The sequence below is a fragment of the Telluria mixta genome (assembly GCF_029223865.1).
Taxonomy (GTDB): domain Bacteria; phylum Pseudomonadota; class Gammaproteobacteria; order Burkholderiales; family Burkholderiaceae_D; genus Telluria; species Telluria mixta.
This window is the reverse complement of sequence record NZ_CP119520.1, coordinates 5,408,154-5,424,594: the sequence shown is the minus strand read 5'-3', so window position 1 is coordinate 5,424,594 and position 16,441 is coordinate 5,408,154. Positions and strand designations below refer to the sequence as shown.

Annotated in this window: 10 protein-coding genes; 8 read left to right on the top strand and 2 right to left on the bottom strand. The window is 66.9% G+C overall.

Annotated elements, in window-relative coordinates; genetic code table 11:
* Nucleotides 1-40 precede the first annotated feature (40 nt).
* Nucleotides 41-3,004 (bottom strand): TonB-dependent receptor plug domain-containing protein, encoded by a 2,964-nt coding sequence (locus P0M04_RS23975; RefSeq protein ID WP_259449276.1) that lies wholly within the window; start codon nucleotides 3,002-3,004, stop codon nucleotides 41-43.
* 325 nt (nucleotides 3,005-3,329) lie between these two features.
* On the opposite strand from P0M04_RS23975, the gene kdgD reads away from it, so the two are divergent.
* The 8 genes from kdgD (at nucleotide 3,330) to P0M04_RS23935 (ending at nucleotide 13,264) form a co-directional block, all read left to right on the top strand.
* Nucleotides 3,330-4,241, top strand: a complete 912-nt coding sequence (kdgD, locus tag P0M04_RS23970) for a 5-dehydro-4-deoxyglucarate dehydratase (RefSeq protein ID WP_259449277.1) — start codon at nucleotides 3,330-3,332, stop codon at nucleotides 4,239-4,241.
* Nucleotides 4,242-4,254: 13 nt separating this feature from the next.
* Nucleotides 4,255-5,835 carry an aldehyde dehydrogenase (NADP(+)) gene (locus P0M04_RS23965; RefSeq protein ID WP_259449278.1) on the top strand — a complete coding sequence of 527 codons (1,581 nt, stop codon included), beginning with the start codon at nucleotides 4,255-4,257 and terminating at the stop codon, nucleotides 5,833-5,835.
* Nucleotides 5,836-5,953: 118 nt separating this feature from the next.
* Complete coding sequence (locus P0M04_RS23960) at nucleotides 5,954-7,375, top strand: MFS transporter (protein ID WP_259449279.1); 1,422 nt, start codon at nucleotides 5,954-5,956, stop codon at nucleotides 7,373-7,375.
* A complete protein-coding gene (locus P0M04_RS23955; protein ID WP_259449280.1) occupies nucleotides 7,368-8,255 on the top strand; it encodes an SMP-30/gluconolactonase/LRE family protein in 888 nt (295 codons plus the stop codon). Before P0M04_RS23960 ends, P0M04_RS23955 begins: the two co-directional genes overlap by 8 nt.
* A gap of 109 nt (nucleotides 8,256-8,364) precedes the next feature.
* On the top strand, nucleotides 8,365-8,982 hold the full coding sequence (locus P0M04_RS23950) for a flavin reductase family protein (protein WP_259449281.1): 618 nt from the start codon (nucleotides 8,365-8,367) through the stop codon (nucleotides 8,980-8,982).
* A 273-nt stretch (nucleotides 8,983-9,255) separates the two neighbouring features.
* Nucleotides 9,256-11,454 (top strand): NADP-dependent malic enzyme, encoded by a 2,199-nt coding sequence (locus P0M04_RS23945; protein ID WP_259449282.1) that lies wholly within the window; start codon nucleotides 9,256-9,258, stop codon nucleotides 11,452-11,454.
* Entirely contained in the window at nucleotides 11,451-12,158 is a 708-nt protein-coding gene (locus P0M04_RS23940) for an ABC transporter substrate-binding protein (RefSeq protein WP_259449283.1), read from the top strand. The genes P0M04_RS23945 and P0M04_RS23940 overlap by 4 nt, the downstream gene beginning before the upstream one ends.
* 53 nt (nucleotides 12,159-12,211) lie before the next feature.
* Nucleotides 12,212-13,264: a DUF4380 domain-containing protein gene (locus P0M04_RS23935; protein ID WP_259449284.1), complete on the top strand. Its 1,053-nt coding sequence runs from the start codon at nucleotides 12,212-12,214 to the stop codon at nucleotides 13,262-13,264.
* Nucleotides 13,265-13,331: 67 nt separating this feature from the next.
* Here P0M04_RS23935 and P0M04_RS23930 read toward each other — a convergent pair whose 3' ends face one another.
* Nucleotides 13,332-16,292 carry a TonB-dependent receptor gene (locus P0M04_RS23930; RefSeq protein WP_259449285.1) on the bottom strand — a complete coding sequence of 987 codons (2,961 nt, stop codon included), beginning with the start codon at nucleotides 16,290-16,292 and terminating at the stop codon, nucleotides 13,332-13,334.
* Nucleotides 16,293-16,441: the final 149 nt, after the last annotated feature.

The window sequence follows — 16,441 nt, the reverse complement described above, 5'->3', positions numbered from 1 at the left end:
TCAGCATGGGTTCCCGCCTGCGCGGGAACGACGTGGGCTGTTAGAAGGCCATGCGCACACCCGCACGGTACGTGCGGCCGATCACGTCGTACAGCGCCGGATTGATGCCGATACTGAGGTTCGTCTGCGGCACCAGCACCGGACCGCGGTCGGCCAGGTTGTCGATCTTGAAGTACAACATCGAGTCCTTCGCGAAGGTGTACGTTGCGCCGAAGTCGATGTACGTGGCACCCGGGAGGTGGTTGTCGTAGATCGTCGGATGCGCAGCGGTCGGCAGCGGGCAGTTGGCCTGGCATTCGATGAACTCGTTGCTGAACACACCGGCGCTGACCCAGCGCTCCGTCAGGCTGAGACCCAGCTTGCCGTTCTCCCACGACTGGGTCACCAGCGCCTTCCACTTCGGCGTGCTGCCCGCCATGTTGCCCGCGCCCTCGCTCGGCGTCGTGCCCGGCACGCCCGGGTCGGACACCGAGTGGATCGTCCGCGTGGCCATGCCGCGCAACGTGAAGGTACCCGGCAGGCCGTAGTCGCGCAGGTTCGTGCGGTAGGCCGTCTCGATGTCGACGCCGCGCGTGTGCAGCGACGCGAAGTTGAAGCTCTGCGCCAGCACGTAGTTCGTGCCGGCCGGACCGTTGATCGACACGGCGCTGCACACGTTCTGGTAGCCCGCGTAGCACAGGTCGACCTCCTGCTGGGGGCCCAGCGAGTTGATCACGTTCTTGACCTTGATGTCGTAGTAGTCGACCGACAGGTTGAAGCCGCGCGCCCAGCTGGGTTGCGAGAGCACGATGCCGAACGAATTGTTGCGGGCGACTTCGGGCTTCAGGTCCGGATTGCCCACGTTGCGCTGCTGGATCTGGATCGATGAACCCTGGTTGTTGTTGACCGCCTGGTTCGTCACCGTCATCGCGGCGTACAGTTCGGACAGGTTAGGCGCGCGCACGTCCTTGGAGCTGACGGCGCGCAGGCGCAGGCCGTCGACCGGCGTCTTCCACGTCGCGCCGATCTTCCAGGCGCTGGCGTGGCCGGCCGTGCTGTACTTCTCTTCGCGGTCGGCGATGTTCAGGTTCGCTTCGCCCCACGTGGCCGACTTCAGGAACGGGATGTTGAATTCGAGGTAAGCCTCCTTCACGTTGAATGCGCCGCGGCCGTTGTGGTAATTCCCCGCGAACCAGTTGTCGCCGCCCGTCGACAGGGTCGTGTCGAGCGGATAGCTCGGGGCATAGCGCGACTGCAGGTCCACGCCGGCGCCGTACGGATCGCCGTACACCGAGTACTCCTCGCGGCGCCATTCGAGACCGGTTGCCATCGAGATCGGCCCGGCCCAGCCTTCCATCACGTCCCCGTGGACGTTGGCGCTGACGACGTTCTGGCTCGAATCCGTGTGCTGCATCGGTCCGTTCTGCGGCGCGATGTACGACCAGCCGGCCATGTTGATCGGCACGTCGCCGAGGATGTTGATCGGCTGGCAGCCGTTCGCGCGCGCGCTGGCGTCGCGGCAGACGATGTTGCCGCTGGCGTCGCGCACGGCGTCGATCGCGTAGTTGTAGCGGCGGTTCAGGGTGATGTCCTGCACGTGGATCACGGTCGTGTTCTCGCCGTGCTCCGCGTACGCGTCATACGACCAGTCCTTGCCGAACAGGTTGAACCGGCCGTCCGCGCCGACGACGAAGCGGCGCTGCGTGCGGGTCGGGTGCACGGAGATATTGGCCGGGAATTCCGCGTTCGCGGTACCGACCTGCATCACGCCGGTCGGATAGCCGGACGCGCAGTCGGCCGCGATGGACGCCGGCAGGTACGCATTGTCGCACCGGATGTTGAGGTTGGCCTGCTTGGCCGCGCCCGGGTTCGGCGAGAACACGGATTTCACCTGCGCCCAGTTGCCGGTCACGTAGATCTCGTTGTCCGCGTCGATATCCCACGACACACGCGTGTAGCCGACCTGGCGCTTGAAGTTCATCGCGAGGTTCGTGCCCGCGCCGACACTCCCCGACAGGTCCCCGCCGACGCAGAAGTTGCCGACGCAATCGGTCCCGTACTGGAACGGGTACGGGGCGCCGCCCGGACCGAAGGCCGTGCCCTTCAGCGGACCGTTCGTGATCAGGCCATACTTCGCATACTGGATGTGCTGCGCGTGCTGGATGCTTTTATAGCGCGGGGCGCCCGCGGCCTGCATCGCCTTCGTCGATTCCTGCAGCGCCGGGTTCTTGTACCAGTCGCGGCCGTTCGCGCCGACTTCGCCGAAGCCCGGCGAATCGATACCGTTCTCCTTCGTGAACTCGCCGCTCGCCGTCACGTGCAGGCGGTCGTTCATGAACCCCTTGCCCCACGCGGCCTGCAGGGTGCCGTTCTTGTCGTCGTGGTACTGCGTCATGCCGCCTTCGGCATTGAACTTGAATCCGCTGAATTTTTTGTCGGTGATGAAGTTTACGACGCCGCCCACCGCATCGGAACCGTACGACGCCGACGCGCCGCCCGTCACGACGTCGACGCGTTTGACCAGCAGTTGCGGGAACTGGCTGACGTCCGTGACACCCGTGACGTTCGCGCCGACGACGCGCTGGCCGTCCAGCAGGGTCAGGGTGCGGATCGTGCCGAGGCCGCGCAGCGACAGCGACGACAGGCCCTGCACGCCGCTCGACGTACTGTACGTGAACGTCGTGCGGCCCGTGCTGCCCTGCAGCGCGGGCAGTTCGGCCAGCGTGTTGAACAGGTTCGGCTTGGCGGATTTCGCCAGGTCGTCGGCCGTCAGGGTCGTCGTGGGCGTCGGCTGGCTGAAGCCGCGCGCGGCGATGCGCGAGCCAGAGACGACAACGGTATTCACGCCGTCCTGCGGGGCCGGGGTCGCGGCGGGTGCGGGTGCCGGTGCGGGTGCCGGTGCGGGTGCGGACGCGGGATCGGCGGGTGTGGTGGTGGTCTCCTGGGCGTGGCCAGGAAGGGCAAGGACGCCGCAGGCACTGGCGACGGCGAGGTGGATCAGGGTCTTGCGAAACTGCGTTGGCATGTTGTCTCCGTTTTTGTTTTATCGGGGTGGTCCGGTGGCGAACCGCGATGCCCGGCTGGTGCTCTCTTCACCTCATCCCGGTCCGCTGCCTCTGCTCTACGCGGTGGTAACGCTATCTGTTACCGCTATCATTGCGTAAAATGCATTTTGAACCGCATCGTAAATATGCGTCCAATAACTTTTTTCAATCGCTCGATGTCAAAACCGGTATCAGCCTGTATGCAGCCCCGGCAATTTTGTGCTTGCCCTTTTGACGGCTCACTTGTACGATGACTGACAATTGTTGCCACACTATCGCGCCTGCGCGTCCTTCCCTGGAGACCCAATGAATCCGCAAGAACTCAAGCAAGTCATGTCGTCCGGCCTGCTGTCCTTCCCCATCACCGATTTCGACGCCGAAGGCAACTTCCGCAAAAGCACCTACATCGAACGCCTGGAATGGCTGGCCCCGTACGGCGCCACCGCCCTGTTCGCGGCCGGCGGCACCGGTGAATTCTTCTCGCTGACGCATGACGAGTACTCGCAGGTGATCAAGACCGCTGTCGACACGTGCGCCGGCAAGGTGCCCATCCTCGCCGGTGCCGGCGGCCCGACGCGCGCGGCGATCGCGTTCGCCCAGGAAGCCGAGCGCCTCGGCGCGAAAGGCATCCTGCTGCTGCCGCATTACCTGACGGAAGCGAGCCAGGACGGCCTCGTCGCGCACGTGGAACAAGTCTGCAAATCGGTCAAGATCGGCGTCGTGGTGTACAACCGCGCGCAGTGCCGCCTCACGCCGGACTCGCTGGAAAAGCTGGCCGACCGCTGCCCGAACCTGATCGGCTTCAAGGACGGCATCGGCGACATCGAGCTGATGGTGTCGATCTGGCGCCGCATGGGCGACCGCTTCAGCTACCTCGGCGGCCTGCCGACCGCGGAAGTGTATGCCGCGGCGTATAAGGCGCTGGGCGTGCCGGTGTACTCATCGGCCGTGTTCAACTTCATGCCGAAGCTCGCGATGGAGTTCTACCACGCGATCGCGAAGGACGATCACGCGACGACCAACCGCCTGCTCGACGAATTCTTCCTGCCCTACCTGGCGATCCGCAACCGCAAGGCCGGCTACGCCGTGTCGATCGTGAAGGCGGGCGCACGCCTCGTCGGCCACGACGGCGGCCCGGTGCGCGCACCGCTGACCGACCTGACGGACGAAGAATCCGACATGCTGCACAAGCTGATCGTCGCCCAGGGCGGCCAATAAGAAAGGAACGACAATGACGATTCAAGGTGAAATGATCATCGGCCGCCGCGTGGTGCGCGGCGGCGCCGGCACCACGCGCGCCTTCAACCCGGCTACCCGTACGCAGATGGAACCGGAATTCGGCCTCGCGACGGAAGACGACGTCGTCGCCGCGTGCACGCTGGCCGAACAGGCATTCGACACGTACCGCAACCTGCCGCTGGAACTGCGCGCCCGCTTCCTGGAGACGATCGCCGACCGCATCATGGATATCGGCCCGGCGCTGATCGAGCGCGCTTCCGCCGAATCGGGCCTGCCGACGGCGCGCCTGGAAGGCGAGCGCGGTCGCACGTGCAACCAGCTGCGCCTGTTCGCCAAGGTGGTGCGCGACGGGTACTTCCTCGAAGCGACGCTGGATTCCGCCCTGCCCCAGCGCACGCCGCCCCGTTCGGACCTGCGCATGCGCAAGATCCCGCTGGGCCCCGTCGCCGTGTTCGGCGCGTCGAACTTCCCGCTCGCCTTCTCCGTCGCCGGCGGCGACACCGCGTCCGCGCTGGCGGCCGGCTGCCCGGTCGTCGTGAAGGCGCACAGCGCCCACCTCGGCACGTCGGAACTGGTCGGCAAGGCGGTGCGCCAGGCCGCCGAGGATTGCGGCATGCCGGACGGCGTGTTCTCGATGCTGATCGGCGAAGGCCGCGTGGCCGGCCAGGCGCTGGCCGCGCATCCGGGCATCAAGGCCGTCGGTTTCACCGGGTCGCGCCAGGGCGGACTCGCCCTCGTCCGCACGGCAAACGCACGCAAGGAACCGATCCCCGTCTATGCCGAAATGAGCAGCATCAATCCGGTGTTCATGCTGCCGGGCGCTCTCGCCGCGGGCGGCGCGAAGCTGGCCGGCGCGTTCGTCGATTCGCTCACCCTGGGCGTGGGCCAGTTCTGCACGAACCCGGGCCTCGTCATCGCCCTGGCCGGCAATGACCTCGACGCCTTCCGCGCGTCCGCCGCCGAAGCGCTGGCGGCCAAGGGCGCCGGCACGATGCTCACCGCGGGCATCCACCAGGCGTACGTGGACGCCGTCGGCCGCCGCACGGGCATCGAAGGCGTGCAACTGGTCGGCCAGGGCAGCGCCGAAGGCAACGGCTGCGCCGCGCAGGCCGCGCTGTACGCGTGCGACGCCGCCACGTACATCGCCAGCCCGGCGCTGGACGAAGAGATCTTCGGGCCGGCCTCGCTGGTCGTCGCCTGCCGCGACGAAGCGGAGATGCTGGCAGTGGCGCGTCACCTGGAAGGCCAGCTGACGGCAACCGTGCACGCCACGGCGGCCGACCGCGAACTGGCCGGCAGCCTGCTGCCGACCCTGGAGCGCAAGGCCGGCCGCGTGCTGTTCAACGGTTTCCCGACCGGCGTCGAAGTGTCGCACGCGATGGTGCACGGCGGCCCGTTCCCGGCCACGTCGGACAGCCGCTCGACATCCGTCGGCGCCACCGCCATCGAGCGCTTCCTGCGCCCCGTGTGCTACCAGGACGTGCCGGCCGAGCTGCTGCCGGAAGCCCTGCGCGACGACAATCCGCTGGGTCTCGCGCGCCTGGTCGACGGCACGCTGCAGCTCGCGAAATGATCAGCATGTAGACCGCAGTAACCTACGGGCGGCTGGTACGATGTGCCGGCCGCCCGCAACGGCCGGAGGAGACGCCGGCCAAGCGATCGTCAGCAAAAACCATAGACAAGGCCTGACCATGACCCGCAATCGCACCGGCGACGCCGCAGTCGCCAGCCCCGCCGCCCGCCCCGCCGGCGGCAACTACCGGTGGACCATCTGCGCGCTGCTGTTCTTCGCCACCACCGTCAACTATCTCGACCGCCAGGTGCTGAGCCTTCTCGCGCCGTCGCTGTCGAAGGAATTCGGCTGGTCCAACACGGACTACGCCAACATCGCCGCCGCGTTCCAGTTCGTATATGCGATCGCGCTGCTGTTCGCGGGCCGCATCGTCGACCGCCTGGGCACCAAGACCGCGTACATCCTCGCCATCGTCGTGTGGTCCGCCGGCGCTGTAGCCCATGCGTATTCGATTGAACTCGGTAACGGCCTGAAGTCGCTGCTCGGTCTCGCCGTGCCGGCCTCCGTCATCGGCTTCATCGTCGCGCGCACGATTCTCGCGATCGGCGAAGCGGGCAACTTCCCGGCCGCGATCCGCGCCACGGCCGAATACTTTCCCAAGTCCGAGCGCTCGTTCGCCACGGGCATCTTCAATTCCGGCGCCAACATCGGCGCGATCCTGGCGCCGCTGACGGTGCCGGTGCTCGCCGCCATCTGGGGCTGGCAGGCCGCCTTCATCTGGATCGGCGCCGTGGGCTTCCTGTGGGTCGTGTTCTGGGCCTTCCTGTTCGACGAGCCGGATCGTCAGCGCCGCCTGTCGCGCCAGGAGCTCGAGTACATCCGCAGCGACGACGCCGCCACCGCCGCAGCCGGGTGCGCCGTCGTCCCGGCCGGCCCGGCCCCGAGCTGGCGCACGCTGCTCGGCCTGCGCCAGACGTGGGCCTTCGTCGTCGGCAAATTCATGACGGACGGCGTGTGGTGGTTCTTCCTGTTCTGGCTCCCGAAATACCTGACCGATAAATACGGCATGGCGACGTCGGACCTGGTCCTGCCGCTGGCCGTCCTGTACAGCATGACGATGTTCGGCAGCATCGGCGGCGGCGCACTGCCGTCGCGCTTCATGCGCCGCGGCGATGCCCCGTACGACAGCCGCATGAAGGCGATGCTCTTCATTGCCTTCTTCCCGCTCGTCGTCCTGCTGGCGCAGCCGCTGGGCCACCTGGGCTACTGGGTGCCCGTGATCCTGATCGGCATCGGCGCGTCCGCCCACCAGGCGTGGTCGTGCAACGTGCTGACGATCACGTCGGACCTGTTCCCGCGCCATTGCGTCGCTTCCGTCGTCGGCATCGGCGGCCTGGCGGGCGGCATCGGCGGCGTGCTCGTGACCAAGATCGGCGGCAAGCTGTTCGACTACTACGGCGCGCAGGGCCAGATCCAGACGGGCTACATGATCATGTTCGCGTTCTGCGCGCTGGCCTACCTGGCCGCATGGGGCATCATGAAGGTACTCGTGCCGACGCAGGACATGGCACGCCTGCCGGAGGAGCTGGCGCATGCCTGAAGCAATCGTCGAAAGCGTCCATGGCGTCAGCTGCGCCGTGGGCGAGAGCCCCGTCTGGCACGCGGAGGAACAGGCCTGGTACTGGGTCGACATCCCCGCCCGCCGCATCTGGCGCCTGGACCATGCGTCCGGCGCGGCGCGGCACTGGACGGCCGCGGAGATGGTCGCCTGCATCGCGCCGCGCGCACGGGGCGGCCTGATCGCCGGGATGGAGACGGGCATCTTCGCCGTCGAGCTGCTGGGCGACGGCACGGTGCGGGCGGAACGCCTGGCTGCGCCGGCCGAACTGGCGCCCGGCATGCGCTTCAACGACGGCCGCACCGACCGCCAGGGCCGCTTCTGGAGCGGCACGATGTGGATGGACATGGCGGCCGCGCTGCCGATCGGACGGCTGTACCGCTACGACGGTGCCGGCCTGTCGGCGCCGCTCGTCTCCGGCCTCGTCACGCAGAACGGCCTCGCGTGGTCGCCCGACGGCCGCACGATGTACCTGTCGGATTCGCACCCGACGCGCCGGCGCGTGTGGACGTTCGACTACGACGTCGACGCGGGGGTACCGCACAACCGGCGCCTGTTCGTCGACATGGCCGCGTACGCCGGACGTCCCGACGGCGCGGCGATGGACAGCGACGGCTGTTACTGGGTCGCGGGCAACGATGGCGCCAGCCTGTTGCGCTTCACGCCGGCCGGGAAGCTGGATCGCGAACTGAAGCTGCCGGTGGCGAAGCCGTCGATGCCTTGCTTTGGCGGGCCTCGGCTTGATACCTTGCTGATCACGTCGATCGTGCAGCCGGGGCGTGAGGATCATTCGTTGGCGGGGGCGGTGTTGATGGTACGGCCTGGGGTGACTGGGGTGCCGGAGATCCCATTTGCTGGTTGAACGCGTGGACGGGGAACCCGTCCACCCTACGCCGGGGCGTCTCGCACAATCGGTTAGTTGCAGATGACCGACGCCTGCACGGATGGCCGCGATGCGGTATCGTGTTTGTATGAACGACATCCATTTCTACGAACCGCGCGCCGGCCACGGTCTGCCGCACGATCCCTTCAATGCCATCGTCGGCCCCCGCCCCATCGGCTGGATTTCCACGAAAAGCCGCGCCGGCACCCTGAACCTCGCGCCGTACAGCTTCTTCAACGCGTTCAACTACACGCCCCCGATCGTGGGGTTCGCCAGCATCGGCTACAAGGACACCGTCCGCAACGTCGAGGAAACGGGACAGTTCTGCTGGAACCTGGCCACGCGCGCCCTCGCCGACCGCATGAACGCCACCTGCGCGATGGTGCCGCCCGAGGTCGACGAGTTCGCGCTGGCCGGCCTCACGCCCGTCGCGTCGCGCCTCGTGGACGTGCCGCGCGTGCTCGAAACCCCGGTCTCGTTCGAATGCAAACTCACCCAGCTCATCCGGCTGCAGGACGCGGACGGACAGCCGGCGCCGAGCTGGCTCGTGCTGGGCGAAGTCGTCGGCGTGCACATCGCCCGCGCCCTGCTCCGGGACGGTGTTTACGACACGGCGCACGCGGGCCACATCCTGCGCGGCGGCGGGCCGGCCGACTATTTCGAGGTCGGTCCGGACCAACTGTTCCGGATGTTCAGGCCACAGTGATATACGTAATATCTGGCGAAGTAAGCAACATCGCCCGCGATCACGTATGATCGCGTATCGCCGTGGACACGGCGCCCCCGACCGCGCCCGCGCCAGGAGCGCGCGCACAGCCCCGGCCACCACGCCGTCCGGGCACTGGAGGCGCACCACCACCGCTGCCGGATCGAAGCGCAGCGGATATCCCGGCATGCCTCCCCGCATGGTCCCTGCCGTGCGCCGGATGGCCGCAACGAATCCATAACATCGTCCGCGCAAAGCGGCATAGGAGAAATCATGAGTACCGAAAGCAGCCTGAACGAGGCTAAAGACACCCAGTTGCGCGCCGACGCGCTCGAGTACCACCGCAGTCCGGCACGCGGGAAGATCGAGGTCGTCGCCACGAAACCCCTGTCGAACCAGCGCGACCTGTCGCTTGCCTATTCGCCCGGCGTCGCCTACGCCTGCGAGGAAATCGCCGCGGACCCCGCCACCGCCGCCGATTACACCTCGCGTGGCAACCTGGTTGCCGTGATCTCGAACGGCACCGCGGTGCTCGGCCTGGGCAACATCGGCCCGCTGGCATCGAAGCCCGTCATGGAAGGCAAAGGCTGCCTGTTCAAGAAATTTGCCGGCGTCGACGTGTTCGACCTGGAACTGGCCGAAAACGATCCCGATAAACTGGTCGATGCGATCGCGATGCTGGAGCCGACCGTCGGCGGCATCAACCTGGAAGACATCAAGGCGCCCGAATGCTTCTACATCGAGAAGAAGCTGCGCGAGCGCATGAACATCCCCGTCTTCCACGACGACCAGCACGGCACCGCGATCATCTCGAGCGCGGCACTCCTCAACGCACTGAAAGTCGTCGGCAAGGACATCGGCCAGGTGAAACTGGTGGCGTCCGGCGCCGGCGCGGCGGCCATCGCCTGCCTCGACATGATGGTGAGCCTGGGCGTGAAACAGCAAAACGTCTACGTTGCCGACTCGAAGGGCGTGATCTGGCAGGGCCGCGAAGCGAACATGGAAGCGAACAAGGCCCGCTACGCGCAGGCGACGGACGCGCGCACGCTGGCGGACATCGTCAACAAGGCCGACGTGTTCCTCGGCTGCTCGACCGCCGGCGTGCTGACCGCCGACATGGTGAAAACGATGGCCGACCGCCCCATCATCCTGGCGCTCGCGAACCCGGAACCGGAAATCCGTCCGGAAGTGGCGAAGGCCGCGCGTCCGGACTGCATCATCGCGACGGGCCGTTCGGACTATCCGAACCAGGTCAACAACGTGCTGTGCTTCCCGTACATCTTCCGCGGCGCGCTCGATTGCGGCGCCACCCGCATCACGGAAGAGATGAAGCTCGCCTGCGTGAGCGCGATCGCCGACCTGGCCGAAGCGGAAGCCAATGACGCCGTCGCCGCCGCCTACGCCGGCCAGGACCTGAACTTCGGCCCCGACTACATCATCCCGAAACCGTTCGACCCGCGCCTCATCGCCGCCATCGCACCCGCCGTTGCCAAGGCCGCGGAAGCGTCGGGCGTCGCCACGCGTCCGATCGCGGACATGGACGCCTACCGCGACAAGCTGGGCGAGATGATCTACCACACCGGCTTCTTCATGAAGCCCGTGTTCGCGAAGGCCAAGGCCGCGCCGAAGCGCGTCGCGTTCGCGGACGGCAGCGAGCCGCGCGTGCTGCGCGCCGTGCAGACCGTCGTCGACGAAGGCATCGCCAAGCCCGTGCTGATCGGCCACGCGGGCGACGTCGAGAAGGCCATCAAGCAGTCCGGCCTGCGCCTGAAGGCGGGCGTCGACTACACGCTCGTGGAAGCGGAAGGCGACACGACGTTGCAAGGCGCGCGCCTGCTGAACGCGGGCCAGGTCGACTCGCTCATCTGCGGCATGACGGGCAGCTATGACAGCCACCTGGCGCACGTGAAGAACGAGATCGGCCTCGCGCCGGGCGCCGACGTGCTGGCCGCGATGAACGCGCTCGTGCTGGACAAGATGACCCTGTTCATCACCGACACGTACGTCAACGACAACCCGTCGGCCCAGGAACTGGCGGCGATCACGAAGCTGGCCGCGCAGGAGATGCGCCACTTCGGCCTGGAGCCGAAAGCGGCCCTCGTGTCGCACTCGATCTTCGGTTCGTCGCAGCGCCCGTCCGCGCAGCGCATGCGCGACGCGCGCGCCCTGCTCGCCTCGAGCGCGCCGGAGCTGCCCGTGCTGGGCGAAGTCCATGGCGATGCCGCGCTGTCGGAAGACATCCGCCGCATTTATCAGTCGAAGGACGATTTCGGCGGCAGCGCCAACCTGCTCGTGATGCCGTCGCTGGATGCCGCCAACATCCTGTTCAACGTGCTGAAGGTCACCTCGGGCAAGGGCGTGACGGTGGGCCCGATCCTGCTGGGCGCGGCGAAGTCCGTGCACATCCTCAGCCCCAGCGCGACCGTGCGCCGCATCGTCAACATGACGGCACTCGCTGTGGCCGAGGCATGACCTTCGCGCCGACCGGCAAGCTGCGCGCCGCGATCAACCTCGGCAACCCGATCCTCGCGCATGCCGTGGGTGAAGGCGGCGCGGGGGGCGTGTCTGTCGACCTCGCTCGCGAATTCGCACGGCGGCTCGGCGTGGACCTGGACCTCGTCGTCGTCGACACGGCCGGCAAGTCGGTGGATGCCGTCGCGAGCGAACGCGCGGACATCGGGTTCTTCGCCATCGATCCCGCGCGCGGCGCCGACATCGCGTTCACGGCGCCGTACGTGCTGATCGAGGGCAGCTACCTCGTGAAGGACGATTCGCCCATCCGCGCCAACGGGGACGTCGACCAGGCGGCGCACCGCGTCGTCGTCGGCAAGGGCAGCGCGTACGATTTGTTCCTGACCCGGGAACTCCGGCAGGCGCAGATCGTGCGCGCGCCCTCCTCGCCCGCCGTCGTCCCCACCTTCCTCGAGCAAGGCGCGGATGTCGCGGCGGGCGTGCGCCAGCAGCTGGAAGCGGACGCGCGCGGTAAGCCCGGCCTGCGCCTGCTGGACGGCCGCTTCATGGTCATCCGCCAGGCGATGGGCGTGCCGAAATCGCGCGGCGACGCTGCCGCCGCGTTGCTTACCGCATTCGTCGAAGAGATGAAGGCGAGCGGCTTCGTGGCGGACGCGCTGAAGCGCCACGGGATCGAAGGCGCATCCGTCGCCCCGCCGGGGTGATTCTTTGCTAAGCTGTCGGGCTGAAACCGATTTCACACCCAGCCCGACAGCATATGCCCACTCCAACGAAAACCGCCACGGCGCTCGCCCGCTCTTGCTCACTCTTCTGCGCCCTCACGGCCGCAGCACAAGCAGCCGACATCCCCATCCACACCCTCGACAACGGCAGCGTACGCGCGACCGTCACCGACGCCATCGGCGGCCGGCTGCTGTCGTTCGCGCTGGCGGGCCAACCCAGCTTCCTGAAGGCCGACCTCGCGGCCGGCGATCCGCATGCGGCTGTCGGCGCGACGACGGACAACGTCGGCTGGCTCGGCCACGAGATCTGGGTCGGCCCGCAGAAGGAATGGTGGTCGCACCAGGACGTGAACCCGTCACGCGCCGGTCTGCCGTGGCCGCCCGATCCGTGGCTGAGCCTCGCCCGCTACAAGGTGGAGGACAAGCGCCCGGACGCCGTCACGCTCGCGAGCCCGGCCAGCCCCGTGAACGGCCTGCAGCTGGTGAAACGCTACAGCCTCGTGCCGGGCAAGCCGCACAGCCTGCGCCTGGACGTGGACGCGGCCAACACGCGTGCGAAGCAGGTGGCGTGGGACATCTGGTTCAACACGCGCACCCACGGCGACACGCGCGTCTACGTGCCCGTCGCGCGCCGCGAGGACGTGCGCCAGCAGGCCATCGAGCCGAAACCGGACATGGTGCCGCTGACGTGGACCCTGGCCGACGGCCTGTTCTCGCTGGACGCCTACCCGGCGGGTAAAGGCAAGCCGCACCGCAACGGCAAGATGCTGCTGCAGCCGTCCGCCGGCTGGATGGCGGGCTTTTACAAGGGCCAGGTGCTGGTGATCCAGTTCGCGCACCAGCCGCGTACGGCCATCCATCCGGACCAGGGCCAGATCGAGCTGTACAACGACTGGCAACCGGAGGCGCCGGAACAGGGATTGATGGAGATGGAGGTGCACGCGCCGTACGTGACGCTGGCGCCGGGCCGGCACATGCAGGCGTCCGAGCAGTGGACGCTGCTGCCCTACGGCGGGCCGGATACGCGCGCGGCGCAGGTGGCGTTCCTGCGGGCGCATGCGAAGGAGTTGGGGCTGGAGGGCCTGTAGCCCGCAGCCCAAGAACGTCGCCCCCGCCTTCGCGGGGGCGACGGTTCATGCGTTACCTGCTACGTACTTAGAAGCTGTAACGCATCTTGGCCGTATAACGCGGACCCGACACGAACCACGCGCGGCCCATGAAGCCGGTGCTCTGCTGCATGAGCTGGCGAGCCTTGGAGTCGGTCAGGTTCTGCGCTTCCAGGCCGATCGACAGGCGGTCCGACACGTTGTAGAAGATCGAGCCGTCCAGCTGGCCATAACCGTCCGCCCACGTCGGCAGCGCCCAGGCCACGTTGTGCTGGCCGAAGGTCGGGCTGGCCGGGTTGCTGTCGGTGCCGTCGCCGCCGTTGGTGCCGTTGACGTTCACGTTCTGCAGGTTCTTCGAACGCCAGTTCCAGGCCAGGCGCGCCGAGATCTTGCCCTGGTCGTACATCAGGGCCAGGTTGTACGACTGGCGCGACAGGCCGATCAGCGGCAGGTCGTTGAACGTGGTGCCGTTCGTGTCGCAGCCGTTCAGGTTCAGGTTGAAGTTCGCCGCCGAGTTGCTGCCCGTGCAGTACACGGAGTGGACCGGCTGGTGCAGCGACGTCTTGCTGTCGACGTACGTGTAGTTCGCCTGGACGCCGAAGCCCGACAGCCAGCCCGGCAGGAAGTCGAAGTACTGCTGGAACGCGATCTCCGCGCCGCGTGCATGGCCGTCCGCGCCGTTCACCGGGCCCGTCGTCGTGAAGGTGTACGACTTGCCGGTGCTGTCCGCGAGGTCGTAACCGTACGACTGCTTGATGATGACGTCCTTCAGCTGCTTGTTGAACACGCCGAACGTCAACGAGCCCGTCTTCGCGAAGTACCATTCCGCCGTCAGGTCGACCTGGTGCGAACGGACCGGACGCAGGTTCGGGTTGCCGGTGCCGGTACCTGTGTAGGTCACCAGGCCGCTGGAATTGTCCACGTTCTGCGACAGCGTCGTGTAGCCCTGCAGGTCGCTGAAGTCGGGACGCGAGATGCCGGTCGACAGGCCCATGCGGAACTGCAGCGCGTCGCTGGCCTTCATGCGCAGGTTCAGGCTGGGCAGCACGTTGTTGTAGCTGTTGCTGAAATCCTGCTTCTTGGAGAACGCCGCGAATTGCGGGATGCCGGCGCCGGTCGACGTGCTCGGGGTGAACACGGTGTAGCCGTGCGCCGTCATGTCGGTCTTCACGTAGCGCAGGCCGATGTTGCCGTCGACCGGGTACTTCAGGTCGTCGAAGCCGAAGCGCAGCTGCGAGTACAGTGCACCGGTCTTCTCCTTCTGTTCGTTCACGCCGGCCGGGTCGGTCCCGAACGTGGCCGGGTTCCACGACGTGCAGTTATTGGTGCCGTTGTTGCACAACATGTTCGGATACGTGTGCAGCTGCGCATACGTGCCCGGATAGCCGGTGGTCAGCGCCACGGCCGGGAACACCAGTGCCGGTACCGACGTGTTGTTGTTGAAGAAGTTGTTGAACGAGTGGACCTGCACCTGGTTGTTGAAGCGCGGATCGCCCAGGTAGGCGAGGCTCGACAGCGTGTTGGTCGGGCCGACCTGCCACGTCTGCGTGATGGCCGCCCAGTTGTAGCTCGGGTTCGAGTTCTCGTTGCGGGAATCGCGGTCCGTCAGGCGGATGCCGAAGCGGATGTCGCGCAGCACCGGGTGGTCGAAGTCGTACTTCGCGTCCGTGCGCCATGCCCATTCGCCGGCCTTGCTGCGGTCCTGGTGTTCCATCGTGAACGCCCAGTAGTAATTGTTGGGGTTCGCGAGGTAGGCGCGGTCGGCATCCGTGAACGACAGGGTCGGCACGTCGCCGCGCAGGTCGATCGTCTCGCTGGGCATCTGCACGCCGGTGGCGACCGTCGAGTCGAAGCTGCTGGTTGTGGCGCGGATGCGCTGCAGGTCCGTGCTGATGGTCCAGCGGTCGTTCGGGCGCCAGCGCACGTTCCACGAAACGTCCGTCGTTTCCGACGTGCGGTCAGCCGAGCGCGTGTCGCCGCCGAAGTTGATGCCGCCGTCCTGCGGATCGGTCAGCGTGCCGGTCAGCAGCGCGCCCTTCGAATTGAACGTCGCATCCTTGCTGACCTGGATGTTGTAGGGGCTCGACTGGGCGAAGATCGCCTGCTCGTCCCAGTGCATCTTGTAGCGCGACTTGAAGAACGTCAGCGAGGAGCTCAGCGAGTTATCCTTCTTCCACTGCAGCGCGCCGTACGCACCCTTGCGCTTGCGGTCGAACTCCAGCGTACGCCATTGCGAGCCCTTCGGCACCCATACGGTCTTGCCGGCCACGACGTCATTGCGCGGATAGTACGGCTCGACCTGGAACGCATCGGTGCGGGTGCCGCTTTCCGAATACGCCAAATCGACGAGGGCGCCGATCTCGCCGAAGCCCGTCTTCCAGCGGTCCGAGAACATGAACGAGCCGGACGGCTGGCGCTTGCCCCGCTTCAGTTCGGAATACGTGTCTTCCAGCGACACGGCCATCTTGCGGCCCTTGAAGTCGAACGGCATCGCCGTGCGCAGATTCACGAGACCGCCGACGGCGCCCTCGATCTGTTCTGCCGACGGGTTCTTGTAGACGTCGACGCCGGCCATCAGCTCGGGCGGCACGTCTTCGAAGTTGAGCGAGCGGCCGCCGTTCGCGGAGAACGAGTCGCGGCCATTCAGTTCCGAACGGACGTAGGACAGGCCGCGCACGTTCACGCCCGAACCTTCGACCGAATAGTGTTCCGGGTCGCCTTTCGACATCGTGCGGTCGATCGTCACGCCGACCACGCGCTGCAGCACTTCCGTCACCGAACGGTCCGGCAGCTTGCCGATGTCGTCGGCGACGATCGAATCGACGATCTCGTCGGAATTCTGCTTGATTTTCTGTGCGGACTGCAGCGCGGCGCGCTGGCCCGTCACGACGACGACGCTGGAACCGGAAGCGTTCTGGCCTGCTTCGGTCTGCGCCAGCGCATAACCGCTGGCGAGCAGTGCGATCTGGCCGGCTGCCACGGCGATCGCGGTTCTCTTGAATCGAATCATGGTGTCTCCTGTGCTCTGTGTTTGATGCTCCGCTTCCACGACGGAGCTGGTTGCAACTGCAATGAAAACGGTCGCCCTGCGGCGGCCGCGAAACTATGACGAGTTACGCTGCGGGGTAACGCGGCGATGCCAGAACGACGGCTGGAACG